Source organism: Acidithiobacillus sp. YTS05 (assembly GCF_024396695.1).
In the GTDB taxonomy this organism is placed as follows: Bacteria; Pseudomonadota; Gammaproteobacteria; order Acidithiobacillales; family Acidithiobacillaceae; genus Igneacidithiobacillus; species Igneacidithiobacillus copahuensis.
Genome location: NZ_CP094359.1, coordinates 1,544,897 through 1,566,617, shown reverse-complemented (window position 1 = coordinate 1,566,617; position 21,721 = coordinate 1,544,897). Strand labels below are relative to the sequence as shown.

Below are 21,721 nucleotides of genomic sequence, written 5' to 3'. Positions count from 1 at the left end.
CACAAGGGCCCAGCTTTTCAATTGCTTGGATTATAACGTCCGGCGGAAGGTTCCGTACAGTCGCAGCCATGGCATGCAGATATCCCGATTTTCGGCCAGGGACACAATCCCTATACTACGGACAGTAACTCGCCGAAAGAGACTCTCTTGTGGATGACGAAGCTTCCCGTTTGCGGATCGAAGAACTGCGCTCCTTGCTGCAGCAGGCCAATCAGGCCTATTACCAGAACGATGCCCCCATACTGAGTGATGCAGAGTACGATCGTCTCTTGCGCGAGCTGGGGCAGCTAGAGGAACGCTATCCGCAGTGGCGCCGCCCAGATTCGCCCACGCAACGGGTGGGTGCGGCCCCGGTCAGCGCCTTTGCCAGCGTCGCATATCGCATACCGATGCTGTCATTGGACAATGTCTTCGATGCCGAGGGCTTTGCCGCCTGGTGGAACAGGCTGGAGCGCGGGCTGGGGGATGGCCAAGCGATCCGCCTCAGTGCCGAGCCCAAATTCGATGGCCTCTCCCTTAACCTGCGCTACGAGGGAGGGGAGTTGGTGGCTGCGGGTACCCGTGGCGATGGCGTGCATGGTGAAGACGTAACCCACAACGCCCGCACCATTCGCAATCTCCCCTTGCGTCTGGCGGGGGAGGGCTGGCCGGATCTGCTGGAGGTACGCGGCGAGGTCGTCATTCCCAGCGCCGCCTTTGTGCGCCTGAATCAGGAACGCGAGGAAAATGGTGACGCTCCCTTCGCCAACCCACGCAATGCGGCGGCCGGCAGTCTCCGACAGCTCGATCCGCGCATTACTGCGCGCCGTCCTCTGGCCTTTTTTCCTTGGGGCTGGGGCGAAAGCTCTGCCTCGCTTGGGAACAGCCATCTCGCCATTTTGCAGCGTCTACAGGATTGGGGCTTTGCGCTGCTGCATGATCTGCTCCGACCGATAGACAGCCTGCAGGCTGCCGAAGACTACCAGCGAGAGATGGCCGGGCGACGGGATCATCTGGCTTTTGAAATCGACGGTCTCGTCTTCAAGCTGGACGATCTCAACGCGCGCGAGCGCCTCGGCTTTACTGCCCGGGCGCCACGCTGGGCGATTGCCTACAAGTTTCCCGCCCACGAAGAGACCACGGTGGTGCAGGATATTGTCGCTTCGGTTGGGCGCACCGGCGTAATCACCCCCGTGGCGGTTTTAGCGCCGGTAGAGGTTGCGGGAGTGATCGTCAGTCGCGCCTCACTGCACAATCTGGATGAAGTGCGTCGCAAAGACGTGCATATTGGTGATACGGTGCTGATCCGCCGCGCCGGTGACGTGATCCCCGAACTGGTGCAGGTCCTGCTCGATCGTCGTCCCGAGGCTGCAGCCGAATGGCAGATGCCCAGACACTGCCCCGTCTGCGGCTCAGAAGTCCTGCGGCTCGGTGACGAGGTCGCCTATCGCTGTACAGGGGGGCTGTTTTGTCCGGCGCAGCGAGTCGGTGCGCTGCTGCATTTTGCCTCGCGCAAGGCGATGGACATTCGCGGGCTGGGGGAAAAACTGACGCAGCATTTGGTGGATTCCGGAGTCGTGCGCACTGTCGCTGACCTCTACCGTCTCGATATCGATACGCTGATGAAAATGGAGCGCATGGGTCGGCGCTCGGCGGAAAAGCTCCTGGCGGAGCTGACCAACAGCAAAGACACGACCCTGCCGCGTTTTCTCTATGCTCTGGGTATTCCCCAGGTGGGCGAGACCACAGCACGAGCCCTGGCCGAGCAGTTTGGTGATTTGTCCGAGCTGATGGCCGCAGGTGAAGAGACGTTACAGACTGTACCAGATGTTGGCCCGGTGGTCGCTCAGGCCGTCGCCCACTTTTTCGCGCAGAGTCACAATCAGGAAGTCATTCGTGCTCTGCTAGCCGCCGGCATCCACTGGCCAGCACCGGCAGCCCCACAGGGCGGTATCTGGAGTGGCAAGCAATTCGTTCTGACGGGAACGCTGGAGCGCTGGACGCGCGACGAGGCCAAGGCGGAGATCGAGAAACGCGGAGGAAAGATCGTATCAGCGGTTTCCCAAAAGACCGACTACCTGGTTGTTGGCAAAAGTCCGGGCAGCAAGCTGGCGCAGGCCGAAAAGTATGGCATTCCGATCCTGGGGGAGGAGGAGTTCGCTAACGCCTTGCGGCAACAGGCGGAATAGAGCGTTGCGTCGCCGGACTCGTCGAGCCTGCGGCGAGAGGGCGGCATTGCGTTCTGTGCTAAGCAACTGAGTTTACAAGAGTTCTGTCGTTTTTGATGTGGGCAAAACTGCTCTCTACTGCAGCAAGGAGCTGTTGATCTGCACCTTGCAGGCGATGGTTTACGCCGGGCAGGGTTTGGATGGCCAGCGGCTGGGCTCGTGCCCGGTCGGCAAACTGAAAGCTCCGTTGTAGGGGAACGGCTTCATCCGCGGAGCCATGCAGAATGGTGACCGGAATCTCCAGGCGCGGAGGATCCTGCAGCACATCGTGACGCGCCGCATCACGCACGGCGTCGAAGCCGAGCTGATACACCGGGCCGTTGCTGCCGAGCGACCAATCGTGCAGCCCAGAATGTTGCCATGCCTGTTGCGCCTCTGGAGGGAGGGCAGCAAAGTAGTCCCGGATGAAGTTGTAGGCGGGGGCGATGAGCAGCAGGGCGCGGATGCGCTCAGGCCAGAGTTGGGCGGCACGGGTCGCTACCCAGCCGCCCATGCTCGAAGCAACGAGGAAAATCGGCCGGGACGGCAAGGCGTTTAGTATGGCTTCCACGTCTTCCAGATAGCGGGAGATGCTCAGTTCGGCAAAACTGCCGTCGGAGATACCCATGCCGCGATAGTCGAAGCGCAGCCATGACCTTTGATTTTGCTGCGCATGGCGGGCGAGAAGCTGCGATTTGCTGCCGTTCAAGTCGGAGGCAAAGCCCGGGAGAAAGACGCCGGTGACTCCCCGCCCGGAATCCTGAAAGTAACCGCGCAGGACCTCGCCATTGCGAACTGGAGTCTCGAAGGGGTTTTCCGTGGCAAGCTGCATGTGGCAAGCATGGCACAAAAAAAGGGGCTACAGAAAGCCCCAAAACCACAAAGGAGGAAAGAAACATGCGCTCGCGGTCAAAGTTGACCACGAGAGTCAATATTAGCATTTGCTCGATCTTCTTGCAAGAAACATCCCGACCGGTCGGAAAAAAAAGAGGGCGGCACCGGAAGGGGCCGCCCAAAACCACCAAAGGAGGAAGAAACATGCGCTCGCAACCATCACAGCTGCTTGCAACGATTTAGAACCAGGGGTCCTGGAAAAGTTCCTGAGTCCCCAACGGAAATTGTTACGTGTTGTTTACGGGCTCCGTCTTGATGGTGGCGAAGGCCGCGAGGGCGCGCTCCCGGGCCTGGTGATGGTCCACTAGAGGTAACGGATAGTCTTGCCCTAGCTTGATGCCCTTGGCCTGCACTTGGCCCGGATCGCTCCAAGGTTCCGGCAACAGCTTGTTTGGCAATGCGGCGAGTTCGGGCAGCCAGCGCCGCTGATAGTGCCCGTCGTCATCGAATTTTTGCGCCTGCAGTACCGGGTTGAAGACGCGAAAATACGGGGCGGCATCGGTGCCGCAACCCGCAACCCATTGCCAGGAGGCGTTGTTGCTGGCTGGACAGGCGTCGACCAGGGTATCCCAAAACCAGGCTGCGCCCTGCTGCCAAGGCAAGAGAAGATCCTTCACCAGAAAACTGCCCACGATCATGCGCACGCGATTGTGCAGGTAGCCGGTTTGCCAAAGCTCGCGCATACCCGCGTCGACAATCGGATAACCGGTTCGACCGTGTTGCCAGGCGCGCAGCAAATCATCGTCTTGCGCCCAGGAGAACTGCGCAAATTCCGCGCGCAGGGGGGTATGGGGTAATTCGGGAAAGTGATAGAGCAGGTGCCAGGAAAACTCGCGCCAGCCCAGTTCCGCGAGAAATTTGTCCGTCGCCTTACGCAGTTCGGGCTGGGCTGCAGCAACTTCCTGCAGGCGCTGCCAGATGCGCCGCGGGCTGATCTCTCCATGCGCGAGGTGCGGCGACAGACGGGATACCTTTTCTGCGGCGGGATAATCGCGGCCCTTGGCATACTCGGCCAAGTTATCCCGGATAAATCCCTCGAGACGCGCGCTGGCACCGTCCTCGCCGGGTTGCCAGTGCTCGAGAAAGCGACTGGCCCAATCCGGGGCCTTAGGTTCCCAGCCCCAGCTATCGGGCTCTTCTGACGCGGGAAGGCGCGAAGCCGCCCGTGCCTGCTGCGGCTGCGTAAAGGGCGCGTCGACGCTGATGTCGCGCAAAAAACGCTTCCAGAAAGGGCTGAAGACCTTGTAGGGAGCGCCATCCCGCAGGAGTTTCCAGGGTTCGCACAGGGTGTCACCGGCAAAAGATTCCGCCTGTACGCCGCGTTCCCGGAGAACGTCCTTGAGGCGAGCGTCATCGTCGCGTTGCTCTTTGGCGTAACGTCGATTCCAGAGCACCGCGTCGGCGCCACTGTGCTCGACAATTTCCTGCACGGTTTCCAGGCTGTTGCCACGCCGGCAGACCAGAGGTAACGACAGGGCAGCGAGGCGGGTTTCCAACGTGCGCAGGCTCTGCCGCTGCCACCACTGGTAGGCTGCTCCGCGCTCTTCGCGAGGATCGCTCAAAAATACCGGCAGCACCGGGCCGCGCGCTACCGCATGGGCAAAGGCCGGATGGTCATCGAGGCGCAGGTCATTGCGAAACAGCACGATACTGGTCACGGGGATCCCTCAGTGGCGATGGCAGGCCGCTATCCTAAAAATCGGTGCAAACAAGGTCTTGTCAATTCTGCGCCAGGCCGGGACAATGCTGCAAATTCGGTGGGGAGCGAAATCATGAACACTCTGCGCAGGGTCGCGTTTTTTGTGATCTTGTTGGGAATGGCCTCTGGCGCGTATGCGGTACTGGCTCCTGCAGACTCGCAATCGCTGCTGCATTCTGCTGGCGAACAACTGCGGGAGGCCGGCGCGACCCTGCCGCCATCCGCGACAACGATCGCTGCCCAAGGCACGATCGAAGTGTCTTTTTCTCCGCCACCGGGAACGACGGATGTGGTCGTCGGCGCCATGAACCAGGCGCGGCAGCGTCTGTGGATCCAGGCGTATAGCTTTACCAGCGCAGCGATTGCCAAGGCAGCGCTGGCGGCGCAAAAGCGGGGCGTCGAAGTGCGGGTGCTACTGGACAAGAGTCAACGTACGCAGAAATATTCCGAGGCCGATTTCTTTGCCAATCAGGGGATCAATACCCGCATCGACGATCAGCATGCCATCGCACACAACAAGGTCATGGTCATCGATGACGCCACGGTGATCACTGGCAGCTTCAACTTTACGAAGGCGGCGGAGCAGGCCAATGCCGAGAATCTCCTGGTGCTGCGCGGAAACGCAGCGCTCAATGCCCTGTATGCGCAAAACTTTCTGCACCACTGGTCGCACTCGACGCCGTACGCGCCGCGGCATGGAGCAGACTAGCTTAGACCATGCCCTCGAGTAGCTGCACATCGACCATGGTACCGGCAGGCAGATCGCCGCTCTCTGCCGGGATGACCAGAAAGCACTCCGCCTGCGCCATGCCGGTGAGAATGTGCGAGGATTGCGTCTTGACCGGCGCCACCTGCAATCCGTCGGGCCCCGGCAGCAGTCGACCCCGCTGATAATCGGTACGTCCCGGCTTCTTTTTGATGGGCGTGGCACAAGGTAAACGCAGTCGCGGCGCCGTCCAGGGAGCACGGCAGCCCATGCGTTTGCGCAAAGCCGGCGCCACGAACTGATAGAAGGTAACGATGGTCGACACCGGGTTGCCGGGCAGGCCGAAAAAGTCCGCTTGGCCGATGCGGCCAAAGGCCAGCGGCCGACCGGGCTTCATGTTCATCTTCCAGAACTGCACACTGCCCAGACTCTGCAGCAGCTCGGCAATGTAATCGGCTTCGCCGACCGAGACCCCACCACTGGTAATCAGCACATCTGCCGTAGCGCCAGCGTGGCGCAGGGTATTGCCTATACGTTCGGGATCGTCTGGCAAACGGCCCAGATCGATGGCTTCACAACCCAGGCGGCGGAGCAGGGCGAGCAGGCTGTGACGATTGCTGTCGTAGATTTCCCCAGCCCGTAAGGTGCCGCCGACCGCCCGTAATTCATCGCCGGTAGAAAAGAAGGCCACTCGCAAACGCCGCAGAACTTCCACTTCTGCAACACCGAGACTGGCTAGAACGCCGATCTGACTGGGACGAAGCTGGGTGCCGGCGGGTAGGGCGACTTCCCTTTGCGCCAGATCATCGCCAATTCCCCGAATGTTGGCGCCCGCTCGAATGGAGCTGGTGAAGTGGACGGTTTCGCCATCCCGTTGCGTTTGTTCTTGCGGAACCACGGTGTCGCAGTCCTCCGGCACAATGGCGCCGGTCATGATGCGAATGGCTTGTCCTGGGGCGACGCTGCCGACATAGGGGTGGCCGGCAAAGGAACTGCCAACGACCTGCCGCGGTGTGTCGCCATCGCTGGAACGCAATGCATAGCCGTCCATGGCGGAATTGGGCCAGGCAGGAATAGGGCTGGCGGCTACCTGATCGCGGGCGAGAACCCGGTCCAGAGCGGTGTCCAGGGCCAGCCACTCGCTTTCTGAAAGGGGTACGGAAGCCCCCAGGATGATTTCCAGCGCCTCTTCGACGCTCTTTGCCCTGGGGTCATGCTCATTGTCCTCACAGCAGACAGCCATATTCCTACTCTCCATACCAATGCAACAAAAATCTGGCGATCGCCCGCGGGTCATTCAAATCCAGGCAGGGGACGCCAATCTCCAGGGGTATATCACTGGCCACCGCTAGCACGTCTTCTCCTGTCCGCCAGCGCAGCTCTCGACCCACTGCGGCGCGGTGGACCAGCAAGCGGGGAATCGGCCAGTCCTGATTACCCTCGCTCAACACGAGATCCGGCACCGGTTGCAGGGTCTCCAGCATGGCCTGCCAATCCCCGGGAGCTGCAGCGCGGCTGAGATACCAGCGATTGGGCCCGACCAGCAGCGTGGGTTCGCCCCCCGCCTGCTGCAGGCGCCAACTGTCCTTGCCGGGCTCATCCCAACGGACGTCGTGGTGCGTCGCTTTGATCGCCGCCACGCGCAGGCCGGCCTCGCGCAGTAGCGGGAGGAGGGCGCAGAGCAGGGTGGTCTTTCCCGAACCGCTATATCCTATAATTGCTAACGTCTTCAAGCAATCGTCCCCTGGAGATCTTCGGGATGATTGCAGTTCAGAGACTCTGCCAGGGAGAGGGGTAAACGATGCTGGGGAATCTTGTCAAAGAATGCGCCAGCGCGACGCTCGCCGCTGTCGAGGTAGTGTTGTAACAACCGTATAAGACGGCGATGCATCAGCCCAATGACGGGAATGGGGCCATGTTCGTCTTCGGCGAGCACCAGGGGCACACCCTTGCGCTGCACCCAAAGTTGCCAGATCAGGTCATCCGGTAATGCTGGCGCGTCGACGGGCAGGAAGGCAAGCCAATCCTGCTGGGCAGCCGCCAATCCCGCCAGCAGGCCGTGCAACGGTCCGGGAAAACCGCTTTCTGCATCCGCCAGTACCGGATAGCCCAGCGCGCCATAGCGTTCCTGATTGCGATTGGCGCTGATCAGGATTTCGCGCGCATGCCTCTTCAAGGGACGCAGGGAATGGTGCAGCAAGGGGCGACCATGGTACTCCACCCAGCCTTTGTCCTGTTGCTGCATGCGCCGTCCCGCTCCCCCCGCCAACAGCAGTCCAGTGATAGGAAGCGTCCCGCCTTCGCTCGTTGTTGCCATACCGTGATTCTCCGCTATTGTGCTATCCTTGCGCAATTTTCGCGCACGTTTTTTGGAGCGGTTGGCAGGCAGTGGCGATCTGGGATTGGTTTACGGGGAAGGGGCAGGGTTCGGAACCGCGTGGAGCGGTAGTGGATGCCGGCGTGCCGCCGCAGGCGCGGGTGGACGAATTGCCCCTGCCGGAGCCGTTGTTTTATCTCCATCTCCAGGGCTTTGGTAGGCTGCCCGATGATCCCGCATTGCACCAAGCCCTGCTGCAGTTTGCCACCCAGGCGGAGTTCCTGCGCCTGCTGCCGCGCCAGAGCGCCCGCAGCTTTCTGGCCGAGCATCCGCAGCCGCAAATCGATGAAAACACCTTGACTGCATTTTTCCAGGTCTTGTTCAGCGAAATCACCCGTCGTATGTATGTCGATGCCGCTCGCCAGCGACCGGAGGCCGTTGGTCTACGCTTTACCTTGGCCAAGGCAGAGAACGCTTCGCCTGTGGCGCAGACGATTGTAAGCACGGACGCCCATGGCCTGGGGGCGGGGGTGTATCCTTTTACCCATGTCCCGGAAAATCCCGATCTGGGCACGGAAAACCCTTTCGTTATTCGTATTCTCTACCGTAAGGACCTAGAAAAATGAAGAAAATTGCCTTTTTTCCAGGCGACGGCATTGGCCCTGAGATCAGTGCCGCAGCGCGCGCAGTACTGGAGACCGTTGCCGAGCTGGCCGCCATGCCCATGCAAATTGAAGAAGGATTGGTCGGAGGGGCCGCCCTGGATGCGCATGACGATCCGCTTCCCGAGGCCTCCCTGCAACTTGCCAAAACGGCAGATGCGGTGCTGCTCGGGGCCGTAGGCGGCCCACAATGGGATGCCCGTCCGCCGGCACAGCGACCAGAACAGGGCTTGCTGCGTCTGCGCAAGGGGCTCGATCTTTACGCTAATCTGCGTCCGGCACAGATCTTCCCGCAGCTGCTGGCGGCCTCGCCCTTGCGCCCGGAGCTGGTACAGGACGTGGATATCCTCGTGGTACGTGAATTGACGGGCGACATCTACTTCGGTCAGCCGCGGGGTATCGATGTGGTCGATGGCAAACGGCGTGGCTTCAACACCATGGTCTATGATGAAGGCGAAATTCGCCGTATCGCCCACATCGCCTTCCGGGCGGCGCAGGGAAGGCGGCGCAAGGTCTGTTCTGTCGACAAAGCGAATGTCCTCGAGACTACCCGCCTGTGGCGGGAGGTGGTTACGGAAGTGGCGCGGGAATATCCCGACGTGGCCCTCGAGCATATGTACGTCGACAACGCCGCGATGCAGCTCATTCGCTATCCCGCGCAGTTCGACGTGTTGCTGACCGGTAACATGTTTGGTGACATCCTTTCGGACGAAGCGAGTCAGCTCACCGGTTCCATCGGCATGCTGGCGTCTGCATCTCTGGGAGAGGGACGCGGTATGTATGAACCCATCCACGGCTCGGCCCCCGACATCGCCGGGCAGGACAAGGCCAATCCCCTGGCGACGATCCTCTCGGTAGCGATGATGCTGCGCCATTCCTTGCAGCAGGAGGAATGGGCAGATCGGATCGAGACGGCTGTCAACCAAGTTCTCGATCAGGGATACCGCACCGCGGATATCGCCAGTCCTGGCGAAGCGGTGATCGGCACGCGCTCCATGGGCGAAGCGGTGGTGGCGGCGTTGCGGGCAGGGGCTGCCGCATGAAGAAAAATGCCTACAAAGTGGCCATCCTCGGTGCGACCGGTGCCGTGGGGGAGGTCATGCGCGAGATCCTCGCCGAACGAAATTTCCCGGTCAGTGAGTTGTTTCTGTTGGCGAGTGAGCGCTCGGCGGGGGATACCCTGGATTTCGCCGGCAAGGCCGTGCGCGTGCGCGATGCCGCGACCTTCGATTGGACGGGAGTGGACATCGGCCTTTTCTCGGCGGGTGCTGCGGCCAGTGAAATCTACGCGCCCAAGGCAGCTGCCGCTGGCGCGGTGGTCATCGACAACACCTCTCGTTACCGCTACGAGGAAGATATCCCGCTGGTGGTACCCGAGGTCAATCCCCAGCGCATTGCCGATTACCAGACGCGCAATATCATCGCCAATCCCAATTGTTCGACCATTCAGATGCTGTTGGCGCTCAAGCCCATAGCCGATAGCGTCGGCTTGGAGCGGGTCGTGGTATCGACCTATCAGGCGGTCAGTGGTGCGGGCAGCCGCGCCATTCAGGAATTGGGACGGCAGACCTTGGGAATTTTCAAACAGGAAGAGGTCGCCCCGGCGGTATTCCCCAAGCAGATCGCGTTCAACTGTCTGCCGCAGATCGATGTATTTCAGGATAACGGCTATACCAAAGAAGAAATGAAAATGCTCTGGGAAAGTCGCAAGATTCTTGAAATTCCCGATCTGCCTCTGAGTGCTACCTGTGTGCGCGTGCCGGTTTTTTACGGTCATTCCGAAGCGGTCAACGTGGTCACGCGCAAAAAGCTGAGTGCGGAAGAAATGCGTGCCTTATTGTGTAACGCCCCAGGCGTGCAGATCTGGGACGAGCGCGAGACAGGGGGATGGCCAACAGCATTGGATTCGGCAGGCAAGGATGCCACCTGGGTAGGGCGAATTCGGGAGGATTGCAGCCACGAGAGAGGGCTCAATTTCTGGGTGGTGGCGGATAATATTCGCAAAGGTGCAGCACTGAACAGCGTGCAGATTGCAGAGATTCTGATTCGCGACTATTTATAACTGCGAGCAAACTGTCTGGCGGCATAGATGATTCTGGCGCAACCTTGCGATTCGCCACGAAGGGGAGAAGGATGAACAAGAAAGATTGGATGCAGACTCTGCTTTCTTTGGGTCTTGTGTTACCGGGGGTTGCGCAGGCGATTGGCCTGGGAAACCTGATGGTGCTGTCCGGGCCGGGGGAGCCATTCCGTGCGGAAATTCCCATCCATGGTGCGCATCCGAATCAGCTGGAGGACCTGAACGCGCAACTTGCGGGCTCCGCCGCCTACGCCATGATCCATTTACCCTTTGCGCCGGCGACGCGGGATTGGCAGTTTTCTGTACGGTCTGGCGATGCGCCGGCAATTGTCATCAGCAGCTCGACGCCGCTCGCTCCCGGGGCAACACCTTTCCTTGTCCAACTCGACTGGGCAGGTGGGCAGATGGTCCGGGAGTATCAGGCCTATCCGGGAACCTACAATGTGCCGCAACGGACCGCATTGCCCATGCCTGCGCCGCTGGTGAGCAAAACTCCGGCAGCAGCCATGCCCAGTCCCAGCAGCAGTACGGGTTGGTCCAAGGTCGGGCACTATGGTCCGGTCCCCAATGGATCCTCCCTCTACCAGATCGCACAGCAATTGAACGGCAGTGCCCAGGTCTCGCAGCAGCAGGCCATGGCTGCCCTGTTCAAGGCGAATCCCGGAGCCTTCGTGCAGGGTGACCCCTCCCGACTCATCGCTGGCGTGATCTTGAAGGTGCCAAGTATCCACGAGGCGCGCGCCCTGAGCCCGCTGCAAGCCGCAACGCTGCTGCATCGAAAGGAACAGGTGGCGGCACCGGCTCAGGTAGCGGCACCGGCTACGGCCAAAGCACAGCCGGTGGCGTCGACGACCGCAGTAGCGGCACCCAGCGCATCGGCAACGCCGGTCGGTAGCTCTGGCAAGGTTGCGACAGCCCTGAGTCTGACCAGTGCTCCTGCGCTCTCGGCGGCTAAGAGTGCTGAAATTACCCCGGCAGTCACCGCCACTGCCTCTGCGGCACCGGCAGTTGCGAATCCGGACCAGGCGGTAATCGCAGGCTTGCAAAAGTCTCTCCAGGGTGTTGAAGCACGTCTGGCAGTCGCGCAGCAGCAACTGGCAACACAGTCACTGGAAATCAGCAAGATGTCTCGCAACCAGGGATCGAGCTTCCCACCGTTGTTGTGGGTATCCCTGGGCGGTAATCTGCTGTTGCTGCTGCTGTTTATCTGGATGTACCGACGGCAGGAGCAGGCCGCCAGTCGGCAACGGGAAATCTCCTCCAAACTCACCGCTTTGGGAAGCGCGGCGCGCAGCATGCCGCCAGCCGCTGCGGCGCCCACTCCTGCACCTGCACCTGTACCCGCTCCTGTACCGGTGGATTCCCCGGAGGCAGAGTATGCGGCCTCTGCGCCAGCTATCACTCCCACGAATAGTCCCGTAGTAACGCCGGTATCGACACCGGTGTCAGAAGTCTTGCCCGCCATGGGCGCGGCACAGGCTGAAAGCCATGTTTCGGCTCCAGAGGAACCCATACCGGCTTCGCCGAAGGCGGCGGAGGTTTTGGAAATGGAGGAGGAGCGCGACGGTTTTGATGTCGATCCCCTCGAACAGGCCGACCTGTATCAAACCTACGGGAAAACGGAGCAGGCCATCAACGTATTGCAGGAGGCGCTGGAAAGTAATCCTCGCCGCCGCGAACTCTATGCGCGTCTGCTTACGCTGTATGCCGATGCAGATCGTCGCAATGATTTCCTCGATCTTGCCGAGCGCATGCGCAGCCGGTTCGGGCCGAACAATCCCGACTGGCAGGAGATTGCTGCGAAAGGACAGACGTTGTTTCCCGGTAATGCCCTCTTCGTAGAGGAAAAAAATGAGACGGCAGAGCATCCTGTTCCCGCTGCATCGATGCCGGAATTGAGAGAGCCTGAGGCAAGCTTGGAGCCGTCGCAGCCCGCCGATGCTGAAATCGAAAAACTGGATTTCGATTTCGCTTCGTGGGGAGATCAGACGGAAACGCAGAATACGGAAGAAGAGCCAGCCTGGACCGATGCGCACCAGAAGATGCTGGATGAGATGAATGAGCAATTCCGCGCCTTGGACGAGGACAGTCGACCCGCCTTGCGCCTCGCCGACGATGCGGAAAATGGCATGGGCGCGGTCCCGGCCCCGGAGACCCCGTTGCTAGCCGGCGGGGAGGAGATAGCGCCACGGCAGGAGCAGATTGCCAATGCCGCAGATTGGGATGCCGCTGGCACCAAGCTGGATCTGGCGAAGGCCTACGTCGAGATGGGAGATGGCGAGGCAGCGCGTGAATTGCTCATGGAAGTACAACGTGACGGCAACCCGGCCCAGCAAGACGAGGCGACGAAACTGCTCGCCAACGGGTGAACCGCGACGAGAATGGATTTCTCAGCACAGCGTTGGGCCCTTGGTATCGAGTACGATGGTGATGGGTTCTCCGGCTGGCAGTTGCAGGATGGTCCGCGTACTGTCCAGGAAGAACTGGAGCGGGCTTTGGCCAGTGTTGCCGGCCAGCCAGTCCGGGTCAGTGTGGCCGGTCGTACCGATGCGGGGGTGCATGCCGTCTGTCAGGTGGCACACTTCGATAGCCCGGTTGTTCGCCCAGAAATTGCCTGGGTGCGCGGTAGCAATCGTTTTTTGCCGCGCGATGTCAGTGTTCGCTGGGCACGGGCCGTTCCACAGGATTTCCACGCGCGCTTTTCCGCTACTGGTCGCAGCTATCGTTATCTGATTCTCAATCGTCAAGAGCGTCCTGCCTTAGGGGCCAAAAGAGTGACTTGGGTGCCACGGACGCTCGATCACTTGGCGATGCAGGAAGCGGCCAATCTCTTGCTGGGCACCCATGATTTTACCGCTTTCCGCGCCGCTGGCTGCCAGGCGAAAAATCCTGTACGCAGCTTACGCTGTCTGGAGATTGAACGTCGCGGCGACTTGCTGATTGCGACCGTCGAGGCAAATGCCTTCCTGCACCATATGGTGCGCAATCTGATGGGTACTCTGCTGTTTGTTGGACGGGGAGAGCGCCCAGCCGACTGGGTGGCGGAGGTTCTGGCGAGTCGCGATCGTCGTCTGGCGGGAACGACAGCTCCGGCAGATGGTTTGTATTTCCTCCGCGCGGCGTATCCTGACCAATATGGGTTGCCGGACTGTGGCGATGCCTTTTTCGGAGCATAGGTATGCAAGAAATTTACAGGAATCTCGTGCGCGTCAAAATCTGTGGTATTACCACTCCCGACGATGCACGGCTTGCTGCGGCAGCGGGTGCCGATGCCATCGGCCTGGTTTTTTATCCTCCGAGTCCCCGCAATGTGACAATCGTGACCGCGCAGCAGATCCTCGCCGCAGTACCGCCTTTCGTGACCCGCGTGGGTCTTTTCGTCAATCCGCAACGAGCCTGGGTAGAGGAAGTCCTGGCGGCGTGTGCCCTCGATATGCTGCAGTTCCATGGCGACGAAGAGCCGGAATTTTGCGTAGACTTTCAGCGGCCCTATCTCAAGGTGCTGCGCGTGAGCGGGGAGTGTGATCTGCGTCCTTGGCGCGATCGCTACCCTACGGCGCAGGGCCTTCTCCTGGATAAACGCGACGTGCAGGTCTTTGGCGGCTCGGGACAGAGCTTTACCTGGTGGCGCCTGCCGCAGGATCTGGGTATGCCTCTGATTTTGGCTGGTGGCTTGCAACCGGATACTGTCGCGACGGCGATCGATGTCGCCCGTCCCTATGCCGTGGATGTCAGCAGCGGGGTGGAAACTTCGCCAGGACGCAAGGATCGTGGCAAAATGGAGGGATTCATCGCGCAGGCTCGCGCGGCAAGAGAGGCATAGAGGATGGCGGCATATCAGCAACCCGATGAGCGGGGACATTTTGGCGACTATGGCGGGCGTTTCGTCGCCGAGACCCTGATCCCTGCGCTCGACGAACTGCAGCAGGCCTATAAGGCGGCGCAGGCAGACCCCGCGTTTCAGGCCGAGCTGCATAGCGAATTGCGGCAGTTTGTTGGCCGGCCCAATCCCCTCTATCATGCCCAGCGACTGTCCAGCGAGATTGGTGGCGCGCAGATCTACCTCAAGCGCGAGGATCTCAACCATACGGGCGCGCACAAGATCAATAACGCCGTGGGGCAGGCGCTGCTCGCGCGGCGCATGGGCAAACGCCGCCTGATTGCCGAAACCGGGGCAGGGCAGCATGGCGTCGCCACGGCGACGGTGGCTACCCGCTACGGCATGGACTGCGTAGTGTTCATGGGCGAAGACGACATTCAGCGTCAGTCGAGCAATGTCTACCGGATGCGTCTGCTCGGCGCGCAGGTCGAAGCCGTGCGCAGCGGCTCCCGCACCCTCAAAGATGCCCTCAACGAAGCCCTCCGCGACTGGGTAAGCAATGTCGAGGACACCTTTTATGTCATCGGCACTGTGGCGGGCCCGCACCCGTATCCGGAGATGGTGCGCAACTTCCATCGGGTCATTGGTGACGAAGCGCGGGCCCAGTGCCTGGAGCTCACCGGTCGCCTGCCGGATGCTTGTGTTGCCTGTGTCGGTGGAGGCAGCAATGCCATGGGTCTGTTTTATCCCTTCATCGACGATCAAGCGGTGCGTCTGATCGGCGTCGAGGCGGCGGGGCTGGGGCTCAGCACGGGCAAGCACGCCGCGCCGCTCACGGTGGGCCGTCCCGGCGTGCTGCATGGTAACCGAACCTACTTGATGACGGATGAGAACGGGCAGATTGAAGCGACCCATTCCATTTCTGCAGGGCTGGATTATCCCGGAGTGGGTCCCGAGCATGCCTACCTTAAGGATACGGGGCGTGCTGCATACGTTGCCGTTACCGACGCGGAGGCGCTGGCCGCTTTCCATCGCCTGAGCCGCGTCGAAGGCATCATCCCCGCACTGGAAACCTCCCATGCGCTTGCCTATGCCTTTCAGCTGGCGACGCAGATGCGGGTAGAACAAAGTATCGTGGTCAGCCTCTCTGGGCGTGGCGACAAAGACATCCACACCGTAGCGGCCCTGGAGGGTATTCAGCTATGAGCCGCTTGGCAGCCATGTTTTCACGCTTGCAGGAAGCTCGTCGCACTGCCCTGATTCCCTTCCTGACCGCCGGCGATCCGAGCACCACCGGCGTCGTGGCGCTGTTGCATAGCCTCGTGCAGGCAGGCGCGGACGCCATTGAACTGGGCGTGCCCTTTTCCGACCCGATGGCGGATGGTCCGGTCATCCAGGGATCGAGTGAGCGAGCCCTGGCACGCGGCGTGAGTTTGCGGCAGGTCTTGGCTTGGGTGCGCGATTTTCGTCGGCAAGATCATGATACCCCGATCATCCTCATGGGCTACCTCAATCCCATTGAGATCCTTGGTATGCGGCACTTTGCCGAGGAAGCGGCCGACGCCGGGGTGGATGCCGTGATTGTGGTGGATCTGACCCCCGAAGAGGCAGAGACGGATACCGCGCTGCTGCGCCAAGCGGGTATCGATCCGATTTTTCTGCTGGCGCCCACCAGTGGTCCGCAGCGGGTTGCCGCGGTCAAACGTCTGGGCAGCGGCTTTGTCTACTATGTCTCCCTGCGCGGTATCACTGGCGCGCAACAGCAGGATTGGGACGAAGTGGTCTCTCGCGTGGCGGAATTGCGGCGCGAACTAGCAATGCCCATGGCCATTGGCTTTGGTATCCGCGATGCAGCTACGGCCAAGCGCCTCGCCGGCAAAGCGGATGCAGTCGTGATCGGCTCGGCGCTGGTGCAGCTCCTGCAGCAGGCCAAAGACGATGAGGATGCCCAGCGCCTGGCCAGCGAGTTTCTGGCGCCTATTCGCGCGGTCCTGAATGAGGAGCTGAGCGCATGAATTGGTTCAGCCGCGTTTTGCCGCCCAAAATCAATAAAAAAGTGCCAGAGCAGGAAGCCACGGAAAGCAAGCGCTCGGTGCCCGAGGGACTATGGTCCAAGTGCTCTACTTGCCAGGCGGTTCTCTACCGCAGTGAGCTTGAAGAAAACCAGCAGGTTTGTCCCCATTGTGGTCACCACCATCGACTCACGGCCCGCCAGCGTCTGCACTATTTTCTCGATCCGGAGCCGCGTCTGGAGATCGGTGCCGATCTGCTTCCCGTCGATCCGCTGCGCTTCAAAGATCAGAAGCGCTACAAGGAGCGCTTGCAGGAAGCCCAGCAGAAATCGGGCGAGAAGGATGCCCTGGTCGTCATGCGCGGCTTGCTGGAAGGGCAGCCAGTGGTCGCCGCCGCCTTTGCCTTTGAGTTCATGGGCGGCAGTATGGGTTCAGTGGTTGGGACACGCTTCGTCAAGGCGGCCGAGAGTGCCCTGGTGGAGCGCTGTCCGCTCATCTGCTTCAGTGCTAGTGGCGGCGCACGGATGCAGGAGGGGCTGCTGTCTTTGTTGCAGATGGCCAAGACGGCGGCGGTCATCGAGCGCCTGGGCAAGGCACGCATTCCCTTCATCTCGGTGCTTACCGACCCAACCATGGGTGGCGTCTCGGCGAGTCTTGCGACCCTGGGCGATATCCTCATTGCCGAACCCAATGCCTTGATCGGTTTTGCCGGGCCGCGGGTCATCGAACAGACCATTCGGGAAAAATTGCCCGAGGGTTTTCAGCGCGCAGAATATCTGCTCGAGCACGGGGCCATCGATCAGATTGTCGACCGGCGCCAATTGCGCTCCAGCATTGCCCGTCAGATCGGTATACTGATGCAGGCAGAGCACTCCGCCTGATGCCGACATGAGCGGCATGGCCGACGCCGAAGACGCTGAATCGTTGCTGCAGCGGCTGGCCGGGTCCCCCCAACGCATCGAGCTCGGGCTGGAGAGGATGCACGCCGCCATGCAGCGCCTTGGCATTCCTGCAAATCTGCCATTCCCGGTGATCACGGTTGCCGGGACCAACGGTAAAGGCTCGGTACTCGCTTACCTCGAAGCCCTGTATCAACAATCCGGTTACCGCTGCGCTGCGTACTCCAGCCCGCACATCTGGCGCTTTGCCGAGCGTCTGCGGGTGGCCGGCGCGCCGTTGCCCGATCGGCTTTGGCGAGAAAAATTTGCGGCCCTTGCCTCTCTGGCAGGGGAAATTCCCCTCACCTATTTCGAGCTGAGTACCCTGGCCGCGCTGCTCCTCTGTCTGGATGAGGCGCCGGATCTGGCCATCCTCGAAGTGGGCCTGGGCGGGCGGCTCGATGCGGTGAATGCGGTAGACGCGGACATTGCCATTATCAGTTCTATCGATCTCGATCATCAGGCACTACTCGGCCCGGATCGCGAGAGCATCGGCCGCGAAAAGGCCGGTATTCTGCGTTCCGGGCGGCCCGTACTCTACGGAGACCGGGAATCTCCCTGTGCAAGTGTTTTGACCGCCGCGGAGCAGCGTGCTGCGCCACTGTGGCTGCTCGGACGGGACTTTGATCTCGATGCCTCGGGCTGCTGGCAGGCGGGCGCCACAAGTGTTCCGGTGCCGCCGCCAATGCTCGATAGCGCCGCGCAACGGGCGAATCTGGCACTCGCCCTGGCGGCTGTTTACCAATTGCGCGCAAGATTGCCGCAGGCCTGGCCGCCGCAAGAACGGTGGCGCTTTACGCCGCGTCTCCTGGGGCGTAGCCAGTGGCTACGGCCGTGGGGTGAAGACAGGCCGCGCCTGTTGGTGGATGTCGCCCACAATCCCCAGGCGGTCCGCGCTCTGGCCGCCACCCTGGCGGGGCAATCCGGGCGGATTTTCGCCTGTTGGGGCATGATGGCGGACAAGGATCTGGCCGCCAGCGTTGCGCCTTTGCGCGCCAAGGTCGACGCCTGGGCGTTGCTGGCGATGCCGGATAATCCGCGCGCCGCTTCCCCTGCACAGTTGCGGGCGGAGCTGCCAGGGGCAGAGATCCGCTGCGAACTATCGCTGATTGATCTTCCCGAACACTTGCGGCGCTGGGCCGCAGAGCTCGGCAGCGATGACATCCTACTCTGTTTCGGCTCCTTCCATGTGCTGTCGGCACTGCCGTCGGAGTGGTTCGGGCACGCCCCATGACCTGGCTCGACGTTGCGGTTGTTGCCATATTTCTTCTCAGCGCTCTGTGGGGCGTGGCACGCGGGATGATCCGCGAATTCTTCGCGGTAGTGGGTTGGGTGGGCGGCGTGTATGTCGCCTGGCGCTGGGGCGAAAGTCTGGTGGCCCCGCTTCTGGTGGGGCACCTGCCCGTCGAGTGGGTGCATCCAGTCGCGGATTTTGCCCTGTTTTTTTTGGTTCTTGCGGCGACCACCGTGCTTTCCTTCCTGCTCCGTGGAATGCTCTACAGCGTTGGTTTCAGTATCCCGGATCGCTTGGTCGGTGGCGCTTTTGGCTTGCTGCGTGCTGCCGCCATTATTGCGCTTGTGATACTTTTGGCCCAGAGTTTTCACTTGAATGACGCGGCCTGGTGGCGCCAGTCCTGGCTCGGGCAAGCGCAAGTGGAAGATCTAGCGCATTCGGTGACGGCACCAGCGGTATCTTTTTGGGAGTTACACACACGTGGAAAAAGCGTTGCCCCAGTTGTCAGTGCTCGATGATGATCACTTCCATGACGAATGTGGTGTCATCGGAGTCTTTGGTCATCCCGAAGCGGCCAATCTGGCCTATCTCGGCCTCTATGCCTTGCAACACCGTGGCCAGGAGTCCGCAGGGATTATCGCCGCCGATGACGGCAAATTGCGCAGTCACCGCGGCATGGGGCGGGTCGCCGATATCTTCGGTAGCAAGGAGCTGAGCGAACTGCCTGGAACGCAAGCCATCGGTCATGTTCGCTATTCGACGGCGGGTGGCTCGGTGCTGCAGAACACCCAGCCGGTATTCATTAATTATCGCTACGGCTCCTTTGCCGTGGGCCACAATGGTAACCTCGTCAACGCCCTGGAGCTGCGCCATCGTCTGGAGCAGGACGGCGCGATCTTCCATACCGATATGGACACGGAAGTGATTGTCCATCTCCTGGCTCGAGTACCCGGCAAGGACGCCGGAGAACGCCTGGGCGCCGCTCTGCAGCAGGTATCGGGCGCCTATTCCCTGGTCTGTCTGACCGAAACCCGACTGATTGGAGTGCGCGATCCGATGGGTTTCCGCCCGCTGGTGTTGGGTCGCCTCATCGACTCCGGCGGTTTCGTCCTCGCTTCCGAGACCTGTGCCCTCGATCTCATGGGCGCGGAATTCGTGCGTGATGTGGCGCCGGGAGAGATGATCATCATCTCCGCTTCCGGCATCGAGAGCCGCCAGGCTTTGCCCGAGACGGCGCGCCGCATGTGTATCTTCGAGTACCTGTATTTTGCCCGCCCTGACAGCGTCCTTGACGGTATCCATGTCTACTCGGCACGTAAGCGTATCGGGCACGTCCTCGCGCGTTTGCATCCCCGCGACGCGGATATCGTGGTGCCGGTGCCGGACTCGGGTGTCGCGGCGGCCATGGGTTACGCCGAGGCCTCGGGCATTCCCTTTGAACTCGGTTTGATCCGTAACCATTATGTCGGCCGTACCTTCATTCAACCGGCCCAGCGCGGGCGTGACTTTGGTGTTCGCGTCAAGCTCAACGCGCAGCCGGAAATTCTCAAGGGCAAGCGCGTGGTGCTGGTGGATGATTCCATCGTTCGTGGTACGACGAGCGCAAAAATCGTCCATCTGGTACGTGCGGCTGGCGCCAGGGAGATCCATTTCCTGTCGAGCTCTCCGCCAACCACCGGCCCTTGTTACTATGGCATCGATACGCCGGACCGCGCGCAGCTCATCGCGGCGCAGCATAGCATCGACGAAATCTGCAAGATGATCGGCGCCGATAGCTTGGGGTATTTGACCGTAGACGCACTTTACGAGGCTGTTGGCAAGCGTGAGCTGGGTTTTTGCGATGCGTGCTTCAGTGGCGATTATCCGATTCCCGTGCCAACGCCGGGCAAAGGTCACCAATTGCATTTATTGAAGGAGCTACGATGAAGGACGAAGACTGGTTGGCAGGTCTGCACCCGGAAACCCTCGCGATCCGGGCCGGTACCCAGCGCACGGCGGAAGGAGAACACTCGGAGGCCATTTTCCCAACCTCCAGTTTTGTTTTTGCCTCTGCCGAGGAGGCCGCCGAGCGCTTCGCCGGTCGTGAGGCGGGGAACATCTACGCTCGCTTCACCAACCCCACAACCCGCATACTCGAAGAACGCCTGGCCGCCCTGGAGGGGGCAGACGACTGTATCACCACCGCCTCCGGGATGGCCGCTTGTCTCACGGCATTCATGGGTTCGCTGCAGGCCGGTGATCATATCGTGGCCTCGCGCTCGCTTTTTGGTACCACGGTGCAGCTGCTGCAAAAGATCCTGGCGCGCTTTGCCGTCGAGACCACCTTTGTGCCGCTCACCGATCTTTCTGCCTGGGAGGCGGCCATCCGCCCCAATACGCGGATGTTGTTCCTCGAAACCCCCTCGAATCCCCTGACCGAGGTCGGTGATCTGGAGGCGCTGGCGCGACTGGCGCATGCGCACGATGCCCTGCTGGTGGTCGACAACTGCTTTTGCACACCGGTGTTACAACAGCCCATGCGCTGGGGCGCGGATCTCGTTTTGCATTCCAATACCAAGTATATCGATGGGCAGGGGCGCACTCTGGGCGGTGCCGTCTGTGGCCGGCGTGAACTGCTGGATGGGCCGCGGAATTTTCTGCGCACTGCCGGACCCAGTCTCAGCCCTTTCAATGCCTGGGTGCAACTGAAGGGGGTGGAAACCTTGTCTCTGCGCATGGAACGCCACTGCGCCAATGCCGCGGATCTGGCGGCATGGCTGCAGAGTCTGCCGGAAGTGGAAAAGGTATATTACCCCGGTCTGCCGGAGCACCCGCAGGCAGACTTGGTGCACAAGCAGCAGCGCCTGCCGGGAGGCATCCTGTCATTCGTGCTGCGGGATGGACAGCCAGCGGCCTGGGCCTTGATGGATCGTCTGCGGATTTTTTCGCGCACGGCTAATCTCGGAGATGCGAAAAGCACGGTGACCCATCCTGCCAGCACCACCCACAGCCGGGTGAGTGCCGAAGAACGCCAGGCGGCTGGCATCCAGGATGGACTGCTGCGCTTGAGTGTCGGCCTGGAGCACGTCGATGATCTGCGCGAGGATTTGCAGCGCGCCCTGGCGGACTTGTCGCGCTGAATTTTTGCGCTATGCTCAAAACATGGGCAGCTCATGGGGAGCTCGCCAGAGGAG

At 61.1% G+C, this 21,721-nt stretch carries 20 protein-coding genes; 15 read left to right on the top strand and 5 right to left on the bottom strand.

The annotated features are described in order from the left end of the window. Positions 1–149 precede the first annotated feature (149 nt). Positions 150–2,168: an NAD-dependent DNA ligase LigA gene (gene ligA / locus MQE22_RS07780; RefSeq protein ID WP_215873159.1), complete on the top strand. Its 2,019-nt coding sequence runs from the start codon at positions 150–152 to the stop codon at positions 2,166–2,168. Positions 2,169–2,226: 58 nt separating this feature from the next. Here the strand turns inward: ligA and MQE22_RS07775 are convergent, their stop codons facing one another. Both MQE22_RS07775 and MQE22_RS07770 read right to left on the bottom strand, forming a co-directional pair. Further along, positions 2,227–3,018, bottom strand: a complete 792-nt coding sequence (locus MQE22_RS07775) for an alpha/beta fold hydrolase (protein ID WP_226827447.1) — start codon at positions 3,016–3,018, stop codon at positions 2,227–2,229. A 289-nt stretch (positions 3,019–3,307) separates the two neighbouring features. Further along, a complete protein-coding gene (locus MQE22_RS07770) occupies positions 3,308–4,738 on the bottom strand; it encodes a cryptochrome/photolyase family protein (protein ID WP_255789458.1) in 1,431 nt (476 codons plus the stop codon). A gap of 114 nt (positions 4,739–4,852) precedes the next feature. Here MQE22_RS07770 and MQE22_RS07765 point away from each other — a divergent pair, with 114 nt between their 5' ends. Beyond that, complete coding sequence (locus MQE22_RS07765; RefSeq protein ID WP_215873160.1) at positions 4,853–5,488, top strand: phospholipase D family nuclease; 636 nt, start codon at positions 4,853–4,855, stop codon at positions 5,486–5,488. A gap of 1 nt (position 5,489) precedes the next feature. Here MQE22_RS07765 and moeA read toward each other — a convergent pair whose 3' ends face one another. The 3 genes from moeA to mobA are packed head-to-tail and all read right to left on the bottom strand — an operon-like array spanning position 5,490 to position 7,802. Continuing rightward, on the bottom strand, positions 5,490–6,728 hold the full coding sequence (gene moeA / locus MQE22_RS07760; protein ID WP_215873161.1) for a molybdopterin molybdotransferase MoeA: 1,239 nt from the start codon (positions 6,726–6,728) through the stop codon (positions 5,490–5,492). A gap of 4 nt (positions 6,729–6,732) precedes the next feature. Next, the gene (mobB, locus tag MQE22_RS07755; RefSeq protein WP_215873162.1) at positions 6,733–7,218 is read right to left on the bottom strand and encodes a molybdopterin-guanine dinucleotide biosynthesis protein B; all 486 of its coding nucleotides are present in this window, start codon (positions 7,216–7,218) and stop codon (positions 6,733–6,735) included. Beyond that, positions 7,215–7,802, bottom strand: coding sequence for a molybdenum cofactor guanylyltransferase MobA (gene mobA, locus MQE22_RS07750; protein ID WP_215873163.1), 588 nt, complete (start codon positions 7,800–7,802; stop codon positions 7,215–7,217). Before mobA ends, mobB begins: the two co-directional genes overlap by 4 nt. A 71-nt stretch (positions 7,803–7,873) precedes the next feature. Between mobA and MQE22_RS07745 the strand changes: the two genes are divergently transcribed. From MQE22_RS07745 to MQE22_RS07685, 13 genes are all read left to right on the top strand, one after another. Further along, positions 7,874–8,428: a hypothetical protein gene (locus MQE22_RS07745; RefSeq protein ID WP_255789456.1), complete on the top strand. Its 555-nt coding sequence runs from the start codon at positions 7,874–7,876 to the stop codon at positions 8,426–8,428. Further along, entirely contained in the window at positions 8,425–9,507 is a 1,083-nt protein-coding gene (gene leuB / locus MQE22_RS07740; protein WP_215873164.1) for a 3-isopropylmalate dehydrogenase, read from the top strand. Before MQE22_RS07745 ends, leuB begins: the two co-directional genes overlap by 4 nt. Next, positions 9,504–10,526, top strand: coding sequence for an aspartate-semialdehyde dehydrogenase (locus tag MQE22_RS07735; protein ID WP_215873165.1), 1,023 nt, complete (start codon positions 9,504–9,506; stop codon positions 10,524–10,526). Before leuB ends, MQE22_RS07735 begins: the two co-directional genes overlap by 4 nt. 71 nt (positions 10,527–10,597) lie before the next feature. Beyond that, positions 10,598–12,913, top strand: coding sequence for a motility hub landmark protein FimV (locus tag MQE22_RS07730; protein ID WP_215873166.1), 2,316 nt, complete (start codon positions 10,598–10,600; stop codon positions 12,911–12,913). Between the two features lie 12 nt (positions 12,914–12,925). After that, the gene (gene truA, locus MQE22_RS07725; protein ID WP_215873167.1) at positions 12,926–13,720 is read left to right on the top strand and encodes a tRNA pseudouridine(38-40) synthase TruA; all 795 of its coding nucleotides are present in this window, start codon (positions 12,926–12,928) and stop codon (positions 13,718–13,720) included. Between the two features lie 2 nt (positions 13,721–13,722). Beyond that, positions 13,723–14,367 (top strand): phosphoribosylanthranilate isomerase, encoded by a 645-nt coding sequence (locus tag MQE22_RS07720; protein ID WP_215873168.1) that lies wholly within the window; start codon positions 13,723–13,725, stop codon positions 14,365–14,367. A gap of 3 nt (positions 14,368–14,370) precedes the next feature. After that, entirely contained in the window at positions 14,371–15,570 is a 1,200-nt protein-coding gene (trpB, locus tag MQE22_RS07715) for a tryptophan synthase subunit beta (protein WP_215873169.1), read from the top strand. Further along, entirely contained in the window at positions 15,567–16,379 is an 813-nt protein-coding gene (gene trpA, locus MQE22_RS07710) for a tryptophan synthase subunit alpha (protein WP_215873170.1), read from the top strand. Before trpB ends, trpA begins: the two co-directional genes overlap by 4 nt. Further along, entirely contained in the window at positions 16,376–17,257 is an 882-nt protein-coding gene (gene accD, locus MQE22_RS07705) for an acetyl-CoA carboxylase, carboxyltransferase subunit beta (RefSeq protein WP_215873171.1), read from the top strand. Before trpA ends, accD begins: the two co-directional genes overlap by 4 nt. Before the next feature lie 7 nt (positions 17,258–17,264). After that, a complete protein-coding gene (locus MQE22_RS07700) occupies positions 17,265–18,548 on the top strand; it encodes a bifunctional folylpolyglutamate synthase/dihydrofolate synthase (RefSeq protein ID WP_215873172.1) in 1,284 nt (427 codons plus the stop codon). Next, positions 18,545–19,066: a CvpA family protein gene (locus MQE22_RS07695; protein ID WP_215873173.1), complete on the top strand. Its 522-nt coding sequence runs from the start codon at positions 18,545–18,547 to the stop codon at positions 19,064–19,066. Before MQE22_RS07700 ends, MQE22_RS07695 begins: the two co-directional genes overlap by 4 nt. Continuing rightward, positions 19,029–20,474 carry an amidophosphoribosyltransferase gene (gene purF, locus MQE22_RS07690; protein ID WP_255789455.1) on the top strand — a complete coding sequence of 482 codons (1,446 nt, stop codon included), beginning with the start codon at positions 19,029–19,031 and terminating at the stop codon, positions 20,472–20,474. The genes MQE22_RS07695 and purF overlap by 38 nt, the downstream gene beginning before the upstream one ends. After that, positions 20,471–21,667 (top strand): O-succinylhomoserine sulfhydrylase, encoded by a 1,197-nt coding sequence (locus MQE22_RS07685; RefSeq protein WP_215873174.1) that lies wholly within the window; start codon positions 20,471–20,473, stop codon positions 21,665–21,667. Before purF ends, MQE22_RS07685 begins: the two co-directional genes overlap by 4 nt. The last annotated feature ends 54 nt before the right edge of the window (positions 21,668–21,721 follow it).